Here is a 19,405-nt window from a genome sequence, read left to right as displayed (position 1 = left end):
AATAGATTTAGCTTAAAACGCTAGTGTTAAAAAATGTTTTGTAAGCTTCACCAAATTCATCTTTACTTTTATATTCTAAAACGGGTTTGTTTGATGCTTCCAAATAGGTTTCTAATTCTTTTGGAATAGATTCCGATCCTACTATTAAAGCATCTGAATAGTCTATAGCAATTTTCATTAAGTTTACATACGATGGTTCTTCAAGTACTTGAATAGCTCCTTCATCAAGATTGTCAAATTTAACTTTATTAAACATATCTTTATTTAACGTATTATCAAAACTTTGATTGTATACAGATGTTACTATTTTACTTTCGTTAAATAACGGCTCGTCTTTATAGTATTCTTTAAGATAAATAGGTAGCAAAGAAGCTAGCCAACCATGAACATGAATAATATCGGGCGACCAATTTAATTTTTTAACCGTTTCAATAACCCCTTTTGCAAAAAAAATAGCACGCTCATCGTTATCGGCAAATAGATTGCCATCTTCATCCGTTAATGTTGCTTTCCTTTTAAAGTATTCATCGTTATCAATAAAATAAACTTGAATGCGTTCTTTTGGAATAGATGCTACCTTAATAATAAGTGGCATATCTAAATCGTTTATCACTAAATTTATTCCAGAAAGTCTGATAACTTCGTGTAATTGGTGTCTTCGTTCGTTTATATTGCCGTATCTAGGCATAAAAATCCTTATTTGACCACCTTGTTGATTTACCAATCTTGGTGCCTCAAATGACATTGAAGAAATTTCGGTTTCTGGTAAATAGGGCACTACTTCAGATGATACATATAATATCCTCTTATCTTTCATGTGTTTATTTTATTTGTTCTTTATTGGTCACAAGTTGCTTCCATATAATCATTTTTCAAAGTATTAAAATCTCGTTATGGAAGGTTCATGTGTTCGTATTTATAGCTTTTTGTATGTTTTATATAGCAAAATAGGTGTCAATTCTTATGTAAAAAATTGAAAATACCTGCTGTATACATGTGTTTCTTTCGGAAAATCGAAATAAAAAACACGCAAAAGTACAAAAATTTATGCAGATTGGTTGTAAAATCTTAAGTTTGCACCCGTTAATTTTATATTAAAAAGTGAAGGTTTACACAGAAAAACAACAAATGGTAAAGGCCATTGATGCTTTTAAAGAGAAAAAGCAAACTTTAGGATTGGTTCCAACCATGGGTGCATTGCATAAAGGACACCTTGCTTTGGTGAAGAAAGCCTTGAAAAATAATGACAAAGTTGTTGTTAGTATTTTTGTGAATCCAACACAATTTGACAACAAAGAAGATTTAGTAAAATACCCAAGAACTTTAGAGCAAGATGTTGCATTGCTGCGTTCTGTAAGCGAAGATGCTATTTTAGTTTATGCACCAACTGTTGAAGATGTTTACGCAGGAAATACAGTTTCTGAAACTTTTGATTTTGATGGCTTAGAGTTTGAAATGGAAGGTAAATTTAGAATAGGACATTTTGATGGTGTTGGTACCATTGTAAAGCGATTATTTGATATTATAAAACCTGACAAGGCCTATTTTGGCGAAAAAGATTTTCAGCAATTGGCTATTATAAAAAAATTGGTAGAAAAACACCATATTCCTGTCACTATTGTGCCATGTCCTATATATAGAGAGCCATCTGGGTTGGCCATGAGTTCGCGCAATACCAGGTTAAAACCAGCGTATAAAGAAGCGGCACCTTTTATTTATAAAACATTGGAAACTGCCAAAACACTTTTTGGCACAAAAAGTGCTAATAAAGTATCGCAATGGGTTGAAAAACAGTTTGAAAGCCATAGTTTATTAAAGTTAGAATACTTTATTATTGCTGATGCATCAACCTTAAAAACAGTAAAACGTAAATCAAATAAAAAAGCGTATCGAGCCTTTATAGCCGTATATGCAGATGATATTAGACTAATAGATAATATCGCTTTAAATTAATTATCTTTGCCACATGCAAATACAAGTAGTAAAATCTAAAATCCACAGAGTTAAATGTACCGGTGCAGAACTTAACTACATTGGTAGTATCACTATTGATGAAGATTTAATGGAGGCTGCCAATATCATTCAAGGAGAAAAAGTTCAAATTGTAAACAATGATAACGGTGAACGTTTGGAAACATATTGTATTCCAGGACCCAGAAATACTGGTGAAATAACACTGAATGGTGCCGCTGCCAGAAAAGTTGCGGTGGGCGATACACTTATTCTTATCACTTATGCTTTTATGGATATTGAAGAGGCTAAAGTTTTTAAACCGTCATTGGTGTTTCCTGATGAAGCTACAAACTTGTTAAAATAACCGTTTGAACCAACATATAAAAAAAGCACTAAAAATTATACTCCCATTATTACTGGGAGTTTTTTTAGTCTGGTATTCGCTATCTAAAGTTTCTGTTGAAGATATTTGGGTTTATTTACAAAAATCAGATTACTGGTGGATATTTTTAGGTGCACTTTTAGGGTTGTTAAGCCATTTGTCTAGAGCTTACCGTTGGCGTTTTCAATTAGAACCAATGGGTTATAATATAAAATTTCCTAATAGTGTTATGGCAGTTTTTGCCACTTATTTAATAAACTATACCATACCACGAGCAGGAGAAGTTGCCAGAGCATCCATACTCACAAATTACGAAGATGTGCCTTTTGAAAAAGGATTCGGAACCATTGTAGCCGAACGTATTGCCGACCTCATTGTTATGTTCGGTATTATTTTAATAACACTATTTCTTCAGTTTGATTTTATTTATAGTTTTTTTGCCGAAAAATTCAATCCAATAAAAATCATGTTGGCGTTACTGATTTTAGCCTTATCAAGTATCATTTTTTTTAGATTTATAAAGAAAAGTAAATCTAAATTCGCAGTAAAAATTAAAAGCTTTGTAAACGGATTGATTGAAGGTGCCTTAAGTGTTTTCAAAATGAAAAAGAAATGGGCGTTTATTTTTCATACCTTATTTATTTGGGCCATGTATGTGCTTATGTTTTATGTAACATCGCTTGCTATTGAAGATTTAGAAGGCATTTCCACAGGAGCTATTTTAATAGGGTTTATTTCTGCAAGCTTTAGTATTGCAGCTACAAATGGTGGTATTGGCTCCTATCCTTTAGCGGTTTATGCTGCTTTTTCAATATTTGGTATTGCCCAAGAACCCAGTATTGCTTTTGGTTGGATTATGTGGGCGTCCCAAACACTTATGATTATTATTTTAGGCGGTTTATCATTAATATATTTGCCAATTTATAATAGTAAATTTAAAATGGTTAAGTAAAAGGGAAAGTATTTATAAAAAACTTTCATATCGTATCGCTTTTCTTCTTTTTTAGTACCAATTTTTGGGCTGAATAATTCCCACACATTGCACAGCACATTTACAAAAAACACATTCTTTTTTCCCCCAAATTTACCGTTCATCGATCTGCAAAATACAGTCTCCTTCGAGACTTGTTCGAGATTCCTTCGAGAATCCTTCGTAAAAAGCCTTATTTTACGAAGGATTCTCGAACAATCCTCGAAGGAATGTCGAACAAAGTATATTCAAATTGGTGCGTTTCATCGGTTTTTGTAAGCTTTTAGATGTGTTTTCTTTCTTAATAATGCTGTCCTACATAACCAAAAAGCAAAAATGCTTAGCAAACCCTACTAACATTTTCTTAACCACTGCCGCTATTGAAGCCGGGGCTTTCAAGTATGAAAGTATTTGCTGAAGAGCCTTAATTGGATCCTTAAATGGAAACCATCTGAATTAAATTAAAATCAACATTCTATAATTTTAACTAATTTCATACCTTGCATTAAAATCTCAAATCTTTTTTTAAAAATGAAACACCTATTTTCTGTTTTATTCGTTCTTTTCTCAATAAATAGTTTTGATGCTCAAGTAAAGTATGAAACTTTAGAATCAGTTAAACTGGGTGAAACCCGCGAATTAAAAATTCAACTTCCAAGAGGTTATAGTGCAAGTGATAAAATAACTTACCCATTATTAATTGTTTTAGATGGTGATTATTTATTTGAAGCGGTTGCCGGAAACGTAGATTATTATACTTATTGGGAAGATATGCCTGCAGCAATTGTTGTAGGAATCAATCAATATGGAAAACGCTATGACGATTGTGTATATTCTGAGCAAAACTCACTGCCTATGGATAAGGGTGCAAAATTTTTTGAGTTTATTGGTATGGAGCTAATTCCGCATTTAGAAAAAAAATATAGAGCATCTAATTTTAGAATAGCTGTAGGGCATGGTGAAACCGCAAATTTCATCAATTATTATTTGTTAAAACCAGACCCTGTATTTACAGGCTATATTGTTATAAGTCCAGAATTAGCACCAAAAATGCTTACCTATATTCCAGATGTTTTAAGTAAAAAAACGTCTAAAACTTTTTACTATTTGGCAAACACAAATAATGATACAGGGTCTGTTAAGAAAATGACAGATGCCTTAAATACTGATATTTCAGCTTTAGATAATAAAAACCTTTTTTACAATTTTAATAATTTTGAAAAGCCTTCACATTATTCGGTGCCTACACATGCCATTCCAAATGCTATAGAAGGGATATTTAAAGTTTTTCAGCCTATAAGTAAAGATGAGTACAATAATGTTATATTAAAATTAGAAGGTTCTCCTGTAGAATATCTTCAAGAAAAATATAAAACCATTTATGAGTTATTTGGTATAAAAAAACAAATATTGGTCAACGATTTTAAAGCTATTTCGGCAGCTATTGAGAAAACGCAAAGGTATGAATATTATGAAGCTTTAGGTAAAATAGGGCGTGATGAATACCCTAAAACACTTTTAGGAAATTATTATTTAGCACGGTTTTATGAAGAAAATGGCGAACCTAAAAAGGCAATGAGAACCTATGAGTCGGCATTTACATTAGAAGAAATAGCTGGTCTTACCAAAGATTTGATGTTTCAAAAAGCCGAAGCCATAAAAACGGATTTTGGATATTAGGAGTGAAATTCCAAAAGAATAAGAAAAACGGTGTTCTTAAATAGAAACATCAAATTACAAAATGATTAATGGCTAAAGTAAAAACCACTTTTTTTTGTCAGAACTGCGGTTCGCAATATGCCAAATGGCAAGGTCAATGTAATGCTTGTAAAGAATGGAATACTATTGTTGAAGAAGTAATTCAGACACCTGAAAAAAGTGATTGGAAATCGCCTACAGCTTCAGTGAAAAAAGCTTCTGTGCCACTACGAATTAAAGACATAGATGTTTCAAACGAAGCCAGATTAGACACCTTTGATGGTGAATTTAATCGAGTGCTTGGAGGTGGCATTGTGCCAGGGTCCTTAACACTTTTGGGGGGTGAGCCAGGTATAGGAAAGAGTACATTGCTACTTCAAATTTCATTAAAATTACCTTATAAAACCTTATATGTTTCAGGTGAAGAAAGCCAGAAACAAATAAAAATGCGTGCAGAACGCATCAACCCAACAAACAACAATTGTTATATTCTTACTGAAACAAAAACGCAAAATATTTTCAAACAAATTGAAGCTTTGGAACCGGATATTGTAATAATCGATTCCATCCAAACCCTTCACAGCGATTATATTGAATCATCTTCAGGAAGCATTTCACAAATAAAAGAATGCACTACCGAGCTTATTAAATTTGCCAAAGAAACGGCAACCCCCGTTTTGTTAATTGGACATATTACAAAAGATGGTAACATTGCGGGCCCTAAAATTTTAGAACACATGGTAGATACGGTTTTGCAGTTTGAAGGCGACCGTAACCATGTTTTTAGAATTCTGCGTGCTCATAAAAACCGATTTGGTTCCACGAATGAACTGGGTATTTATGAGATGCAAGGCTCTGGATTGAGAGAAGTTTCCAATCCATCAGAAATTTTAATATCAAAGAAAGACGAAGAGCTTTCAGGTAACTCCATTGCTGCCACTTTAGAGGGCATGCGCCCTTTAATGATTGAGGTACAGGCATTGGTTAGTACGGCAGTTTATGGTACGCCCCAACGTAGCGCCACTGGTTTTAATGCTAAGCGATTAAATATGCTGTTAGCGGTTTTAGAAAAACGTGCAGGTTTCCGTCTAGGAGCTAAAGATGTGTTTTTAAATATCACAGGAGGTATTAATGTAGATGATCCCGCCATAGATCTAGCTGTAGTGGCGTCTATTTTATCGTCAAATGAAGATGTAGCTTTACCAAAAGACTTTTGTTTTGCTGCCGAAGTTGGACTTTCTGGTGAAATTCGCCCAGTACAACGCGTGGAACAACGTATTTTAGAAGCTGAAAAATTAGGGTTTTCAACCATTTTCGTTTCAAAGTACAATAAAATTACTCTTAAGAATACAGCGATAAAAATCCAATTGATTTCTAAGATCGAAGACTTGATTTCAGAATTAAGTTAAAATCGTTGAAACCCCAATATTTTATTAAAAAAACACTTTATCCTTAAAAAGTAGCGTTTAAACGTACTTTTTTTATGTTTTGTCGGTTTTTTTATTTAATATTGTTCAATTATTACAAAACATATTATTATGAGTATCTTTTTATTTTGAAAGTTTAAAAAGTAATTCAACCTTTTTTTTTGCACTTAATATTTTAATGGTGCATTTAAAGGTTTTTTTGATATGTTATATCGAAAAAAAACAGTCTTTTTTTTTATAAGAAAAAATATACTTTAATATTGCATTGTATTTGATTATAAGCATAATAAAAGTGTTTTGTAATTAATAATCTTCCCTCAAAGATTTTTTTAAATCCATTTTACTGAAATTTACGTTAGTATCGTTAATATTAAATAGCCCCAAGCTATACAATGATGAATAACCTATGAAAACAAATTACGTTAACTCTCGTGGTGCAATATTATTATTGCTTTTTTTTGGACTCTTTTCTTCGAGTAATATATTTGCTCAATATTGTACCCCAACTAAGATTAATACTTATAATACCAATTATATATCAAATGTTAAATTTGCGGGTATTAATAATGCTAGTTCTGGTACTACAGGAGGCTATACATATTATTCATCTATATCAGCAACAAATATTAAGGTGGGGGAAACATTTACAGGTACAGTAAGTGTAACAATTGATGGATGGAATACTGACGCTAACAAATTGATCGTTTGGATGAATTTTAATGAAAATACAGACGATGATTTTCAAGATAGTGGAGAGGAATTTTCATTTACAGTACAAGATGGTACAAATGTAAGTGGTATCAAAGTTATAAATGTACCTATTAGTATTCCAGTTCCTGCATCAGCAAATTTAGGACTTTCAAGAATAAGAATTGGTTTTAAAACGGCCGATAATAGAACATATACCTCTTGTGACTTTAAAAATGTAGCAGGAGAGATTGAAGATTATCAAATTAATCTTACAACAAGTTCTACAGACACATTGCCAGGAACAACACCTACAAATGGAGATCATGCAGCTACATACTGTACTCCAAGTGAAATGGGAAATTTTAATGTTAATTATATTTCCAAAGTAACCCTTGGAAGTATTAATAAGACAACTACAGGGACAACAGGTGCTTATTCAGATTATACATCCAGCCAATCTACAGATATAACTCAAGGAGAAACTATATCGGGTAGTGTTACCGTGACCTTAAATGGATGGAATACAGACACAAATAGCGTAATTGTCTGGATGAATTTTAATGAAAGTACTCATAATAATTTCAACGAAAGTACTGAACGGTTTGTGTTTAGCGCAAAAAGCACAAGTAATGTAAGTGGTAATAAAACTCTAGTTGTGCCTATTAGCATTCCAGTTCCTAATACAGCAGAAATTGGGTTGTCTAGAATGCGTGTTGCTTTTAGGACCAGTAGCAATAACTCTTATACCTCATGTCTTTTTGGATATGCATCAGGTGAAATAGAAGATTATAAAATAAATATCATTCCAAAAATTATAGATACTGATGGTGATGGAATAGAAGATTCGGTAGATTTGGATAATGATAACGATGGTATTTTAGATAGCGAAGAAAATAATATTCTAAGCTACGGTGGCTTTGAAAATGTGCCTGTTACAAGTAATGGTAACAATCAAGCAGCCCAAGGTGTAAATGCTAACACTATTTTACCTTGGATTCTTATTCCAGGTGAATTTGGATCGGGTGGAACGCCTAATGTTGTTAGAGTAAATGGTGGTGCTTACAATTATGGTAATGGAGGACCACCCTTTGATGCTAACCCAAATACTAATACAGTTGAATTTAATCAGCATTATTTTGATATTAATGGTAATGCCGATATATATCAAACCTTTACAGTTACTTCTACTAACAATATTACGTTCTCTGGTTATTTTTCACCAAGGGATAATAATAATACAGCAACGGCTAAAATTTCAATATATTCAGGTGTTGGAAATAATAAAATGGGAGCCACTTTAATTAAAGATACTGGAACCATAGCACTTCCAGTTCAAAACGGATCATCGGCAAAAACACCTTGGACCTTAGTTCAAGGAACGGTAACACTATCACCAGGCACTTATTCTTATGTTGTTACAATGTCCGATTACTCAAACTTCGATGAGGGTTCCGTAAAGGTTTCTAACTCAAATCTAGATAGTGATGGCGACGGAATAGCTAATATTTATGACTTAGATAGTGATAATGATGGTATTTTAGATGCTGAAGAAGCGGGTCATGGGAAGACACATACAAACGGCGTTGTAAATGGAAGTGTTGGTACCGATGGGATTCCAGATGCTGTTCAAGCGTCTCCTAATTCAGGTACAGTGAATTATGTAGTTAAAGAAAGTTTAGATGATGCCGATTATATACCAAATTATTTAGATTTAGATAGTGATGGAGACGGTATTCCCGATAATATTGAAGCTCAAAATACAATTGGGTATGTGGCACCTTCAGGTTCTGTGGATTCAAAAGGGGTCGACTCTAATTATGCGACGGGTTTAGTTCCTGTAAATACAGATGGAACAGATAATCCAGATTATTTAGATTTAGATTCAGATAACGAAGGTGGAAATGATACTATTGAAGCAGGATTAACACTTGCGGGCAAAGATTCTGATTTTGATGGGTTAGATGATAATACAGATATAACTTCTGGTTATGCGGATGTAAATGGAAATATTAACAACCCAAGTTTGTTACCAGATGCAGACGGTGATGTCAATTCAGGTGGTGATGTAGATTTTAGAGATGCCGTTTTTACTATGCTTAATGTGCCAGAGGTTGCTAATTTGTATTTTGATGGTAATGATGACTACCTATCTGGAGCCGGTTTTATTAAAGGATTAAACGATGTTACAATTATGGCATGGGTAAAGTCTGATTCTGGAAATTCAAAAGATATGACTATTGCTGGTGAAGATGTGGCGTGTAAAATCTGGTTGAAAAATGGAAATATCCCAATGTTTACAATAAGTACAACTAAAGTGTCTAATAAGAAAGTAGGAGATTGTAGTAGTTGTAGTATTAACTTTGATGAATGGCATCATATTGCAGGAAGTTTTTCCAGCACAACAGGGGTTTTAAAACTTTATATTGATGGAAAGTTGGTTGATTCTAACAGTACATATAATGGGTATGCTATTGCTCAAAGTTCGGAGGCCAATAATACTTTTGAAATTGGGAGGTTTTCTAATAAATCCAAAAATAATGATTACTTCAAAGGAGAAGTAGACGAGGTAAGGGTATTTAATAAAGAGTTAACCGATAGTCAAATTCAACAAATGATTTATCAAGAAATTGAAAACAATAATGGAAATGTTAAAGGTTCTGTAATTGCTAAAGATATTGCTGATACTGCGACAGGTAGCATAATGTTATGGGAGAATTTAATAGCTTATTACCCAATGACCAGTATTAAAAACAACAAAACAACAGATTATTCTGGTAATAACCGTTCCCTTACCTTGTATAATATTGGAACCGTAATGGAGCAAACAGCACCCATGCCCTATATAACCGGATTTGATGGAAATTGGGAAAGTGCCAATATTTGGTTACATGGGGATGTTTGGGATATTGAAAATACCACCGCTACTAAAGAATATGGAATAGTTAAAATATCAAATAATATTACTGTTAATAGTTCAATAAAAACAGTAGGGCTCATTATTGATAATAACAAAACCCTAACAGTAACGGGAGATAATGAAATACGAAACAGCTGGTATTTAGAGTTAAATGGTACTTTAGATTTATTGAATGACTCTCAATTAATACAAACAAGTACTAGTGATCTCGTTACTTCAGCTGAAGGTAAGTTGTTAAGACGTCAAGAAGGGACATCCAATAAATACAGGTATAACTATTGGTCCTCACCTATAGGTACCAAAAAGGCAACCAGTTTAACAGATAATAATACGGCAAGCAACAATGCCAATAATACACCTTTCAAACTAAATATGATAAAAAACGAAATAGGCACCAATTTTCAATTTACATCGGCTTATGATCAGGTAGGTAAAATTAGTACCGTTTGGTTGTATACCTATAAAAATGGATTGACCTATTGGGACTGGAAATCTTTAACAACAAGTGCGGACCTAAATCCGGGTGTTGGTTACAGCCAAAAAGGTACAGGGAATGCCGGTTTGGAACAGCAGTATATATTTGAAGGAAAACCTAACAACGGAACCATCCTAGTGAGTGTTACCGATAAAGGTGGCCCGGGTTCTGTTGCCTCAGTATCTAAAACGGAATATCTTTTAGGGAACCCATATCCGTCCGCCTTGGATATCCATAAGTTCATTGATGATAACGCTGGCATTATAGATGGATCTTTATTGATATGGCAACAATGGGCAGGCGATTCCCATTATTTAGACCAATATAAAGGAGGCTATGCCCAAGTAAATAAACTAGGTTCGGTAAGGGCGTCCCAATTTGTAGGCTTAAGCGGAGCCAGTACAGGAAACCAAGAAGGTACCGAAAAGCCTTCAAGATACCTTCCAATCGGTCAAGCGTTCATGACCGAGATTATCGCAAGTGGAAACGTAGTGTTCAACAATAGCCAACGTGTTTTTATTAAAGAAGCGGATGCCGATGGTACTTATAGTAGGGGTTCGACATTTTTAAAATCAACCGGTTCAAAATCGAAAAGCACTACTGGTACAGAAACAGCTAAAACAGAACAAACAGGTGATATGAAAAAAATACGCTTGGAATTCAATTCGATAGTTGGTCCAAAAATGCGAAGAGAGCTCGTTTTAGGTTTTAGCGAAACTACCAGTGATGGATATGATTACGGGTACGATTCCGAATGTTTTGATGGCAGCACCAATGATTTTAACCTGAATTTTGAAGGCAAGAACATGAATATGCAGGCATACGGAGCTATAAAAAGTGATAAAGTGGTTTCCCTGAATTTCAAATCTTCAGCGAACAATACTTTTGAAATCAGTGCCACCGAGTTTGAAAATATGGATGCCGATCAAGAAGTCTATTTAAGGGACAATACAACGGGAACCTATTTCAATTTAAGGCAGAATACGGCCTACAGGTTTACATCGGCACAGGGAAAGTTCAATACCAGGTTTGAGATCGTTTTCCAATCAAAACAGCAAAGTTTAAGCGCGGAAGAAATTGCAACCGCCCAAAACTTTATTTACTATCAAAACACGACGAATACCTTGTATGGTAAAAAACTAAGTGCGTCCATAGATAAATTGGCCATCGTGAATATGCGCGGTCAAATAGTGCAGGAGTTTGGCAATGTATCCCAAGAAACCTTGAACAGTGGGCTGAAATTGGTCAATCTGTCCGCAGGTGCATATGTTGCTTGGTTTAGGTCGCAAACGGGAGAAGTAATAACCAAAAAAATAATTGTTAATTAGTTTTATAAAAGTTTGTGTTAGTTTAAAAAAAGCCCAAATATATGTTTGGGCTTTTTTTATGATTATAGGATCTAAGGTGTGATGTAGGTAAGAAATTGAAAAGTCTTTAAATTAATTTTGTAATTATATATAATAGTATGAGTTGTTAACACTTTTTTGTTAAAGACAAGTTAACCATCAAAACATGTAAAAGATAATTAATTCACTTTTAATGAATTAATTTTGTGTTATTAAAATGGTTAACAATGGAATATATAATTTTAATTTTTTGCTCAACATTTATCATAATTCTTTTGATATATTGGATAATGCCAATAAAAAAAATGAGAGAAGTTAATAAGGCTTTAAAATCCTTACTTCAAGTACTTCCATTATCAAAAACAATTGAAGTTATTTTAAATAGAAACAATTTTAGAAATGGAGATTAATAAATTTGTTTCTTTAAGTTGTCAAAAATCGAATTAAGACATGCTGTTTTAGTAAAATTCCTTAATTTCGCACCTCGAAAAGAAATTTGATATAATGAGCATGAAATTTCCTGAATACAAAGGACTTGACTTACCAAAAGTAGCAGAAGAGATTCTTAGCTATTGGCAAGAAAACAACATTTTTGAAAAAAGTGTTTCTACAAGAGAGAACAACGAATCGTTTGTGTTTTTTGAAGGGCCACCTTCTGCAAACGGTTTACCGGGTGTGCACCACGTTTTAGCACGTGCCATTAAAGATATTTTTCCGCGTTACAAAACCATGAAAGGGTATCAAGTAAAGCGTAAAGCAGGTTGGGATACACACGGTTTACCTATTGAATTGGGTGTTGAAAAAGAATTGGGCATTACCAAAGAAGATATTGGCAAAACCATTTCGGTAGAAGATTATAACGCTGCTTGCCGTAAAGCCGTAATGCGTTACACCGATGTTTGGAACGACCTAACCCAAAAAATGGGTTATTGGGTAGATATGGACGACCCATACATTACCTACGAACCAAAATATATGGAAAGTGTTTGGTGGTTGCTAAAAGAAATTTACAATAAAAACTTATTGTATAAAGGCTATACCATTCAGCCCTATTCGCCAAAAGCAGGAACAGGTTTAAGCTCACACGAGCTGAACCAACCAGGAACTTATCAAGATGTAACAGATACCACTGTTGTAGCGCAGTTTAAAGCAAAACCAGCATCGTTACCGGATTTTTTACAAAACGAAGGCGATATTCACTTTTTAGCTTGGACCACCACACCTTGGACATTGCCAAGTAACACAGCGTTAACCGTTGGTCCAAAAATTGAATATGTACTGGTTCAAACATTCAACCAATATACTTTTGAGCCTATCAATGTGGTTCTGGCAAAAAAATTAGTGCCTTATCAATTTGCAGGAAAGTTTAATCAAGTTGAAACAAAAGAGGAATTATCAGGCTATAATGCAAACGATAAAAAAATCCCTTTTTACATCGTTAAAGAATTTATTGGTAAAGATTTAGTAGGCATCACCTACGAACAATTATTGCCTTACGCACTTCCAAACGATAATCCAGAAAATGCATTTAGAGTCATTTCGGGAGATTTCGTTACCACCGAAGATGGAACAGGAATTGTACACACCGCACCAACTTTTGGTGCCGATGATGCTTTGGTTGCTAAACAAGCAACTCCCGAAGTGCCACCTATGTTGGTAAAAGATGAAAACGGAAATTTAGTGCCTTTGGTAGATTTACAAGGTAAATTCCGTCCAGAAATGGGGGAGTATGCCGGTAAATATGTGAAGAATGAATATTATAACGATGGTGAAGCACCAGAACGTTCGGTAGATGTTGAGATTGCCATCAAATTAAAAGAAGAAAACAAAGCCTTTAAGGTTGAAAAATACAAACACAGTTATCCAAACTGCTGGAGAACCGATAAACCGATTCTTTACTACCCGTTAGATTCTTGGTTTATTAAAGTAACCGATATTAAAGAGCGTATGTTCGAATTGAACGAAACCATCAACTGGAAGCCAAAAGCAACGGGTACAGGTCGTTTTGGAAACTGGTTAGCAAATGCCAACGATTGGAATTTATCGCGGTCTCGTTACTGGGGCATTCCATTACCAATTTGGAGAACCGAAGATGGTAAAGAGGAAATCTGTATCGGTTCTGTTGAAGAGTTGAAAAAGGAGATGCAAAAAGCAGTTTCAGCAGGTGTGCTTTCAAAAGCTATTTTTGAAGATTTTGAAGTTGGGAACAATTCTGAAGAGAACTATGCAAAAATCGATTTGCATAAAAACATTGTGGATGACATCGTGTTGGTTTCGGCTTCCGGAAAGCCAATGAAACGCGAAAGTGATTTGATTGATGTTTGGTTCGATTCCGGTTCCATGCCGTATGCACAATGGCATTACCCGTTTGAAAACAAAGATTTAATTAATAAAGGCACATCTTATCCAGCTGATTTTATTGCAGAAGGGGTTGACCAAACACGTGGTTGGTTCTATACACTGCATGCTATTGCAACCATGGTGTTCGATTCGGTTGCCTATAAAAACGTGGTGTCTAACGGATTGGTGTTGGATAAAAACGGACAAAAAATGTCCAAGCGTTTAGGGAATGCCATCGATCCTTTTGAAACCTTGACAACGTATGGCGCCGATGCTACACGTTGGTACATGATTTCGAATGCCAACCCTTGGGATAATTTAAAATTCGATTTGGAAGGTGTTGAAGAAGTAAAACGTAAATTCTTCGGAACACTTTATAATACGTATTCGTTCTTTCAGCTATATGCAAATTTGGATAGTTTCAATTATAGTGAAGCGGAAATTGCTATAAATGAACGCCCAGAAATTGATAGATGGATCCTTTCAGAATTAAACACATTAATTAAAAAAGTTGATGCGTTTTATGCGGAGTACGAACCAACAAAAGCAGCACGCGCTATTTCAGATTTCACACAAGATTACCTAAGTAACTGGTATGTGCGTTTATGTAGAAGACGTTTTTGGAAGGGCGATTATGGGCAAGATAAAATTTCGGCATACCAAACACTTTATACATGTATGGTAACTATTGCGAAGTTAGGCGCGCCCATAGCACCATTCTTTATGGATAGATTGTATTTAGATTTAAATGCAGCCACCCAAAAAGAAATGTTTGAAAGTGTGCATTTAGCAGAATTTCCAAAATATGACGCTTCGGTTGTAGATAAGAGTTTGGAGCGCAAAATGGAAGCGGCACAAACCATTTCGTCTTTGGTATTATCGCTTCGAGCCAAAGAAAAGATTAAAGTTCGTCAGCCACTTCAAAAAATAATGATTCCTGTAACTAGTAAACAGCAAAAGGAAGAGATTTTAGCGGTTTCCGATTTAATAAAACATGAAGTAAACGTAAAGGAAATTGAACTTTTAGAAGAAGCTTCAGATATCTTGGTAAAACAAATAAAACCGAACTTTAAAACCCTGGGGCCACGTTTTGGAAAGGACATGAAAGCCATTGCTGGAGCAGTTACTAACTTTTCGGCAGAAGATATTAACAAAATCGAACAAAATGGCGTTTTGGATATTGAAGTTAATGGAAAAAATATAACTTTAGCCCTAGAAGATGTAGAAATTACGTCACAAGATATTGAAGGCTGGTTGGTGGCAAACGAAGGTAATTTAACCGTTGCTTTAGATGTAACCATTTCTGAAGATTTAAAAATGGAAGGTGTTGCCAGAGAACTTGTAAATCGTATTCAAAATTTACGAAAAGATTCAGGTTTTGAGGTAACAGACCGAATAGATGTTAAATTACAAAATGATGTTCAAATAGTTACAGCTATAAACACAAATATTTCGTATATTAAAGCAGAAACACTAACTGAAGACCTTCAAATTATTGATAAATTAGAAAATGGTATAGACATTGCATTTGATGATGTAAATACTAAATTATTTATACAAAAACATTAAGATTATGAGTTCAGATTTAAACGTAAGATATCCAGATAAAGATTTAGCCGAGTTTAAAGCGCTAATTCAAGAGAAAATAGTAAAAGCACAGCACGATTTAGAGCTTATTAAAAGTGCGTACATGAATGACCATAGTAATGGTACAGAAGATACTTCGCCTACGTTTAAAGCGTTTGATGAAGGTAGCGAAGTAATGAGCAAAGAATCAAATTCTGCATTAGCTATTAGACAAGAAAAGTTTATACGTGATTTAAAAAATGCACTTATCCGAATAGAAAATAAAACCTATGGTGTTTGTAGGGTTACGGGTAAATTAATTGCTAAAGAACGTTTAAAATTAGTGCCTCATGCTACTTTAAGTATTGAAGCTAAAAACATGCAATAATTTTATTTTAAATGATATATTTGAAACGTCTCATTTTTTGAGGCGTTTTTTATTTTAGCAAAGCGTAATCAATCGTAATTCCAAAATTGTAATTCGTAATTAATTTCATGTCCCTAAAAAAATCAATAATAATAATTGTCATCATATTACTTATCGATCAAATAAGTAAAATATATATAAAAACACATTTCAAACTTCAAGAAAACATAGAGGTTTTTAGTTGGTTCCAAATCTATTTTATAGAAAACGATGGTATGGCATGGGGAACAAAAATTAGCGATTTTGCCTCTTTTATTTCAGACCGTTCCGCTAAAATATTTTTAACGGTATTTAGAATTGTAGCTATTTTTGGTATAGGTTATTGGTTGTTTGACGCCACTAGAAAAAAAGCATCGAAAATATTAATACTAGCTATTGCCTTAATTTTTGCAGGTGCTTTGGGAAATATTATAGATTCTGTATTTTATGGCATCTTGTTTGGTGATAGTTTTAACCAAGTAGCAACCTTTTTGCCAGAAGCTGGCGGTTACGATTCTTTATTGCACGGAAAAGTAGTAGATATGCTTTATTTTCCTTTGTTTGAAGTTGATTTGCCTACATGGTTGCCCATAGGTGGAGGTAAGCGTTTTAATTTTTTTGAACCTGTTTTTAATATTGCCGATATGGCCATTAGTACCGGATTTATCATGCTTATTGTGTTCAATAAGAAGGCGTTTCCTAAGAAATAGGTGTTAAAAAAAGATATTATTTAAGTGTTTATTATTCAAAAGTATTTATTTTAGCATAAATTTCTCTCAATCACTCTTTAAATGAAAAAAGAATATTTACTACTAATTACATGTTTACTGTTAGGATCAAACATGGTTTTGTCTCAAAATACTTTTGATATTGTTTTTAATGCCAGCGACAGAGATGAAAAATGTAAAGAGTGTATTCAGGCTTTTCGTCAAAAACCAAAAGAAGTAAGGTATTCCATAGTTAGAGAAAATGACAATCTTTATTTTGAAGTAAACGATAAAAATTGGTTCTATACGGTGTTTAAAAATCCAGATGATGGTATGGCTATAGACGTAGTTTTGAAAAACAGGTATAACTGCAATATAGCAACTATTAATAAAAACCAAATAAAAGGGCAATTGCTTAAACCCATTTATTCTGAAGGATTAAAAAGTGGTTTAGAGCCCAGGGAACAAAATAAATTTAGGGTAAAAGTTGGTAAAATACCTAGCGGACTTCTTAATGAACAGTTAGAATATAACATTCTGTTTTTAGGCAAAAAGAATCTTTGTCAATACTACGTAACGTATGATTTGGAATACTATTCTTGGGATTTATTGGATATGGGAATGTATTTAGATTATCTGTCTTATGAAACTAAACAAATCCGATCAACCAGTGAAAAGTCTTCCATCCAAAATAAAAAATTAAAGTTTATCATCCCTTTTGAAAAAAATAAATCGAGTTTTTCTTCATCGGATATAAAACCAATTTATGATACTTTAAAATCGACAGATTTTGATATAAAAGCATTGGATATTAAGGCATATTCATCCATTGAAGGCTCATCGGATAGGAATGCACAATTGCAAGAACAACGTGCAAAAAATATGATTGCTGCCTTACAAGCATATCAAAAACCAACTATTAAAACAACAGTTGCCTCATTAGATAACTGGGTAGAATTTTTCAATGATATAGAGGGTAATAAATATGAGTATTTAAGGTCGCTCGATAAAAATGAGATTAGAGACATCGTTATTGGAACTGTGGCGAATGAATTAGAACCTATTTTGAAAAAACATAGAAAAGCGGTTGTAGAATTAGAATTAGAGAAAAAAGTTATACGTAAGGGTGAATCTATTCAAAATTTAATAGCAGATTTCAACAAATCTATTACCGATGGAAAACTTGATGTTGCTAAAGAGCTTCAAAATTCAATTTTTGAAAAAATGAGAACCAAAGAAGCTTCCATTACGAATATTCAAGATATGATCATTCCCATGCATAAAAAATATGCACAATTTCTCAATAAAAATGCTTCTTATAAATGCTTATTAGATGAGAGGTTAACCTTAATTGCTTATAAAGAATTATTGGAGATTGAGAAGATAGTACCTAAAGATGCTAACGTAAGATACAACTTAGTAGCCATGGAGATAAAACTATGGAAGAATAATGGTATTAATGTTGATGAGTCTCAAATTGTAAAGGATATTAATGATTTGAAGAAATATGGTATTGATAAATCGCTTATTTCAAGAATGATGGTGAATTTCTATATCGTTATTGCCGATAAATTTATGAAAAACCGAGATTTTGATAATAAAGATAAGGCTATCGATTATGTGAACGATAACTATAAGAACTTCACTTTATCTAATTATGATTATTTAAGTTTAGCACAGTTTTTTAGTCTGTATGGAAATTCCAATTTAGCCGTAAAATTGTTAGAGCGTAAGTCAAGAAGTATTGATATAGATGAAGATTTATTGTTCTATTATTTAAACCTAACTTTAATAGATAAAGAACTAACCAAACAAACCAATTATCGAACCATTTTGTTGAATGCTTATGATATGAATAAAGAGCGTTTTTGTAAATTGTTTAATTCTGTAGATAACGGTGGGGTTACTTTCCAATTGTTAGAGAATGAATATTTACGAAAAACGTATTGTGATAATTGTGAGAGTCAAAACTTATAAACCATCTCGGGCGTTACGCAATAATTTAATTTAACATCACTTTCAAAAATATCAGTAATCTCATTTTCAGCTTCAAAAAAAGACAATCCAATTTTAATGGTTTCGGGTTTGCAATTGGCTAAAAAACGGTCGTAAAAACCTTTGCCATATCCCACACGGTTTCCTTGTTCATCAAAAGCTAAAAGTGGTATAAAAACAACTTCTATTTTATCGTTGGAAATTTCAATACCATCAACAGGTTCAGGGATGTTGTAACTGTTTTTTTTAATAACGGTATTATCGGTTAGAAGAAAGTTTGTCATTAAACCCGTTTCAAAATCACTTTTAGAAATAACAATATGCTTATCTTTTCCCGAAAGGATATTCAGAATATAATCGGTATTTACTTCTTTTTGTTCTTCAATAGCTAAAAAAACATGATAGAATGCATGTTCCCAAATAGGTAATTTTAAAAGTTGATTGGCAATAGCTATACTTAAATCGTCAATTTGGTTTATTGACAACGCATTACGAAGCTTTTTATATTTTTTCCGTAATTCGGCTTTAAGCAT

Annotated in this window: 12 protein-coding genes; 10 read left to right on the top strand and 2 right to left on the bottom strand. The window is 33.4% G+C overall.

The genetic code is table 11. From position 1 onward, the window contains the following. Positions 1 to 7: 7 nt before the first annotated feature. Positions 8 to 817: a glycogen/starch synthase gene (locus tag J8H85_RS02755; RefSeq protein ID WP_209652458.1), complete on the bottom strand. Its 810-nt coding sequence runs from the start codon at positions 815 to 817 to the stop codon at positions 8 to 10. A 284-nt stretch (positions 818 to 1,101) separates the two neighbouring features. Between J8H85_RS02755 and panC the strand changes: the two genes are divergently transcribed. The 10 genes from panC (at position 1,102) to J8H85_RS02705 (ending at position 18,854) form a co-directional block, all read left to right on the top strand. Further along, positions 1,102 to 1,953 carry a pantoate--beta-alanine ligase gene (gene panC, locus J8H85_RS02750; RefSeq protein WP_209652456.1) on the top strand — a complete coding sequence of 284 codons (852 nt, stop codon included), beginning with the start codon at positions 1,102 to 1,104 and terminating at the stop codon, positions 1,951 to 1,953. A gap of 13 nt (positions 1,954 to 1,966) precedes the next feature. After that, on the top strand, positions 1,967 to 2,317 hold the full coding sequence (gene panD, locus J8H85_RS02745) for an aspartate 1-decarboxylase (protein ID WP_209652455.1): 351 nt from the start codon (positions 1,967 to 1,969) through the stop codon (positions 2,315 to 2,317). Positions 2,318 to 2,321: 4 nt separating this feature from the next. Next, positions 2,322 to 3,287, top strand: coding sequence for a lysylphosphatidylglycerol synthase transmembrane domain-containing protein (locus J8H85_RS02740; RefSeq protein ID WP_209652453.1), 966 nt, complete (start codon positions 2,322 to 2,324; stop codon positions 3,285 to 3,287). Positions 3,288 to 3,836: 549 nt separating this feature from the next. Further along, the gene (locus J8H85_RS02735) at positions 3,837 to 4,985 is read left to right on the top strand and encodes an alpha/beta hydrolase (RefSeq protein ID WP_209652452.1); all 1,149 of its coding nucleotides are present in this window, start codon (positions 3,837 to 3,839) and stop codon (positions 4,983 to 4,985) included. 68 nt (positions 4,986 to 5,053) lie between these two features. Further along, on the top strand, positions 5,054 to 6,412 hold the full coding sequence (gene radA, locus J8H85_RS02730; protein WP_209652449.1) for a DNA repair protein RadA: 1,359 nt from the start codon (positions 5,054 to 5,056) through the stop codon (positions 6,410 to 6,412). A 424-nt stretch (positions 6,413 to 6,836) separates the two neighbouring features. Continuing rightward, positions 6,837 to 11,840, top strand: coding sequence for a LamG domain-containing protein (locus tag J8H85_RS02725; protein WP_209652447.1), 5,004 nt, complete (start codon positions 6,837 to 6,839; stop codon positions 11,838 to 11,840). A gap of 522 nt (positions 11,841 to 12,362) precedes the next feature. After that, the gene (ileS, locus tag J8H85_RS02720) at positions 12,363 to 15,767 is read left to right on the top strand and encodes an isoleucine--tRNA ligase (protein WP_209652445.1); all 3,405 of its coding nucleotides are present in this window, start codon (positions 12,363 to 12,365) and stop codon (positions 15,765 to 15,767) included. A gap of 4 nt (positions 15,768 to 15,771) precedes the next feature. Next, positions 15,772 to 16,152, top strand: coding sequence for a TraR/DksA family transcriptional regulator (locus J8H85_RS02715; RefSeq protein WP_209652443.1), 381 nt, complete (start codon positions 15,772 to 15,774; stop codon positions 16,150 to 16,152). Positions 16,153 to 16,259: 107 nt separating this feature from the next. Further along, positions 16,260 to 16,880, top strand: coding sequence for a lipoprotein signal peptidase (locus J8H85_RS02710; protein ID WP_209652441.1), 621 nt, complete (start codon positions 16,260 to 16,262; stop codon positions 16,878 to 16,880). Between the two features lie 81 nt (positions 16,881 to 16,961). Then, entirely contained in the window at positions 16,962 to 18,854 is a 1,893-nt protein-coding gene (locus J8H85_RS02705; protein WP_209652440.1) for a hypothetical protein, read from the top strand. Here the strand turns inward: J8H85_RS02705 and J8H85_RS02700 are convergent. Next, positions 18,842 to 19,405 (bottom strand): 5-formyltetrahydrofolate cyclo-ligase, encoded by a 564-nt coding sequence (locus J8H85_RS02700; protein ID WP_209652438.1) that lies wholly within the window; start codon positions 19,403 to 19,405, stop codon positions 18,842 to 18,844. The genes J8H85_RS02705 and J8H85_RS02700 overlap by 13 nt on opposite strands.

Origin of the sequence: Mariniflexile gromovii (assembly GCF_017814435.1) — a bacterium.
GTDB classification, from domain to species: domain Bacteria; phylum Bacteroidota; class Bacteroidia; order Flavobacteriales; family Flavobacteriaceae; genus Mariniflexile; species Mariniflexile gromovii.
The sequence above is the reverse complement of the archived record's forward strand: the minus strand, read 5'-3'. Positions and strand labels throughout refer to the sequence as shown.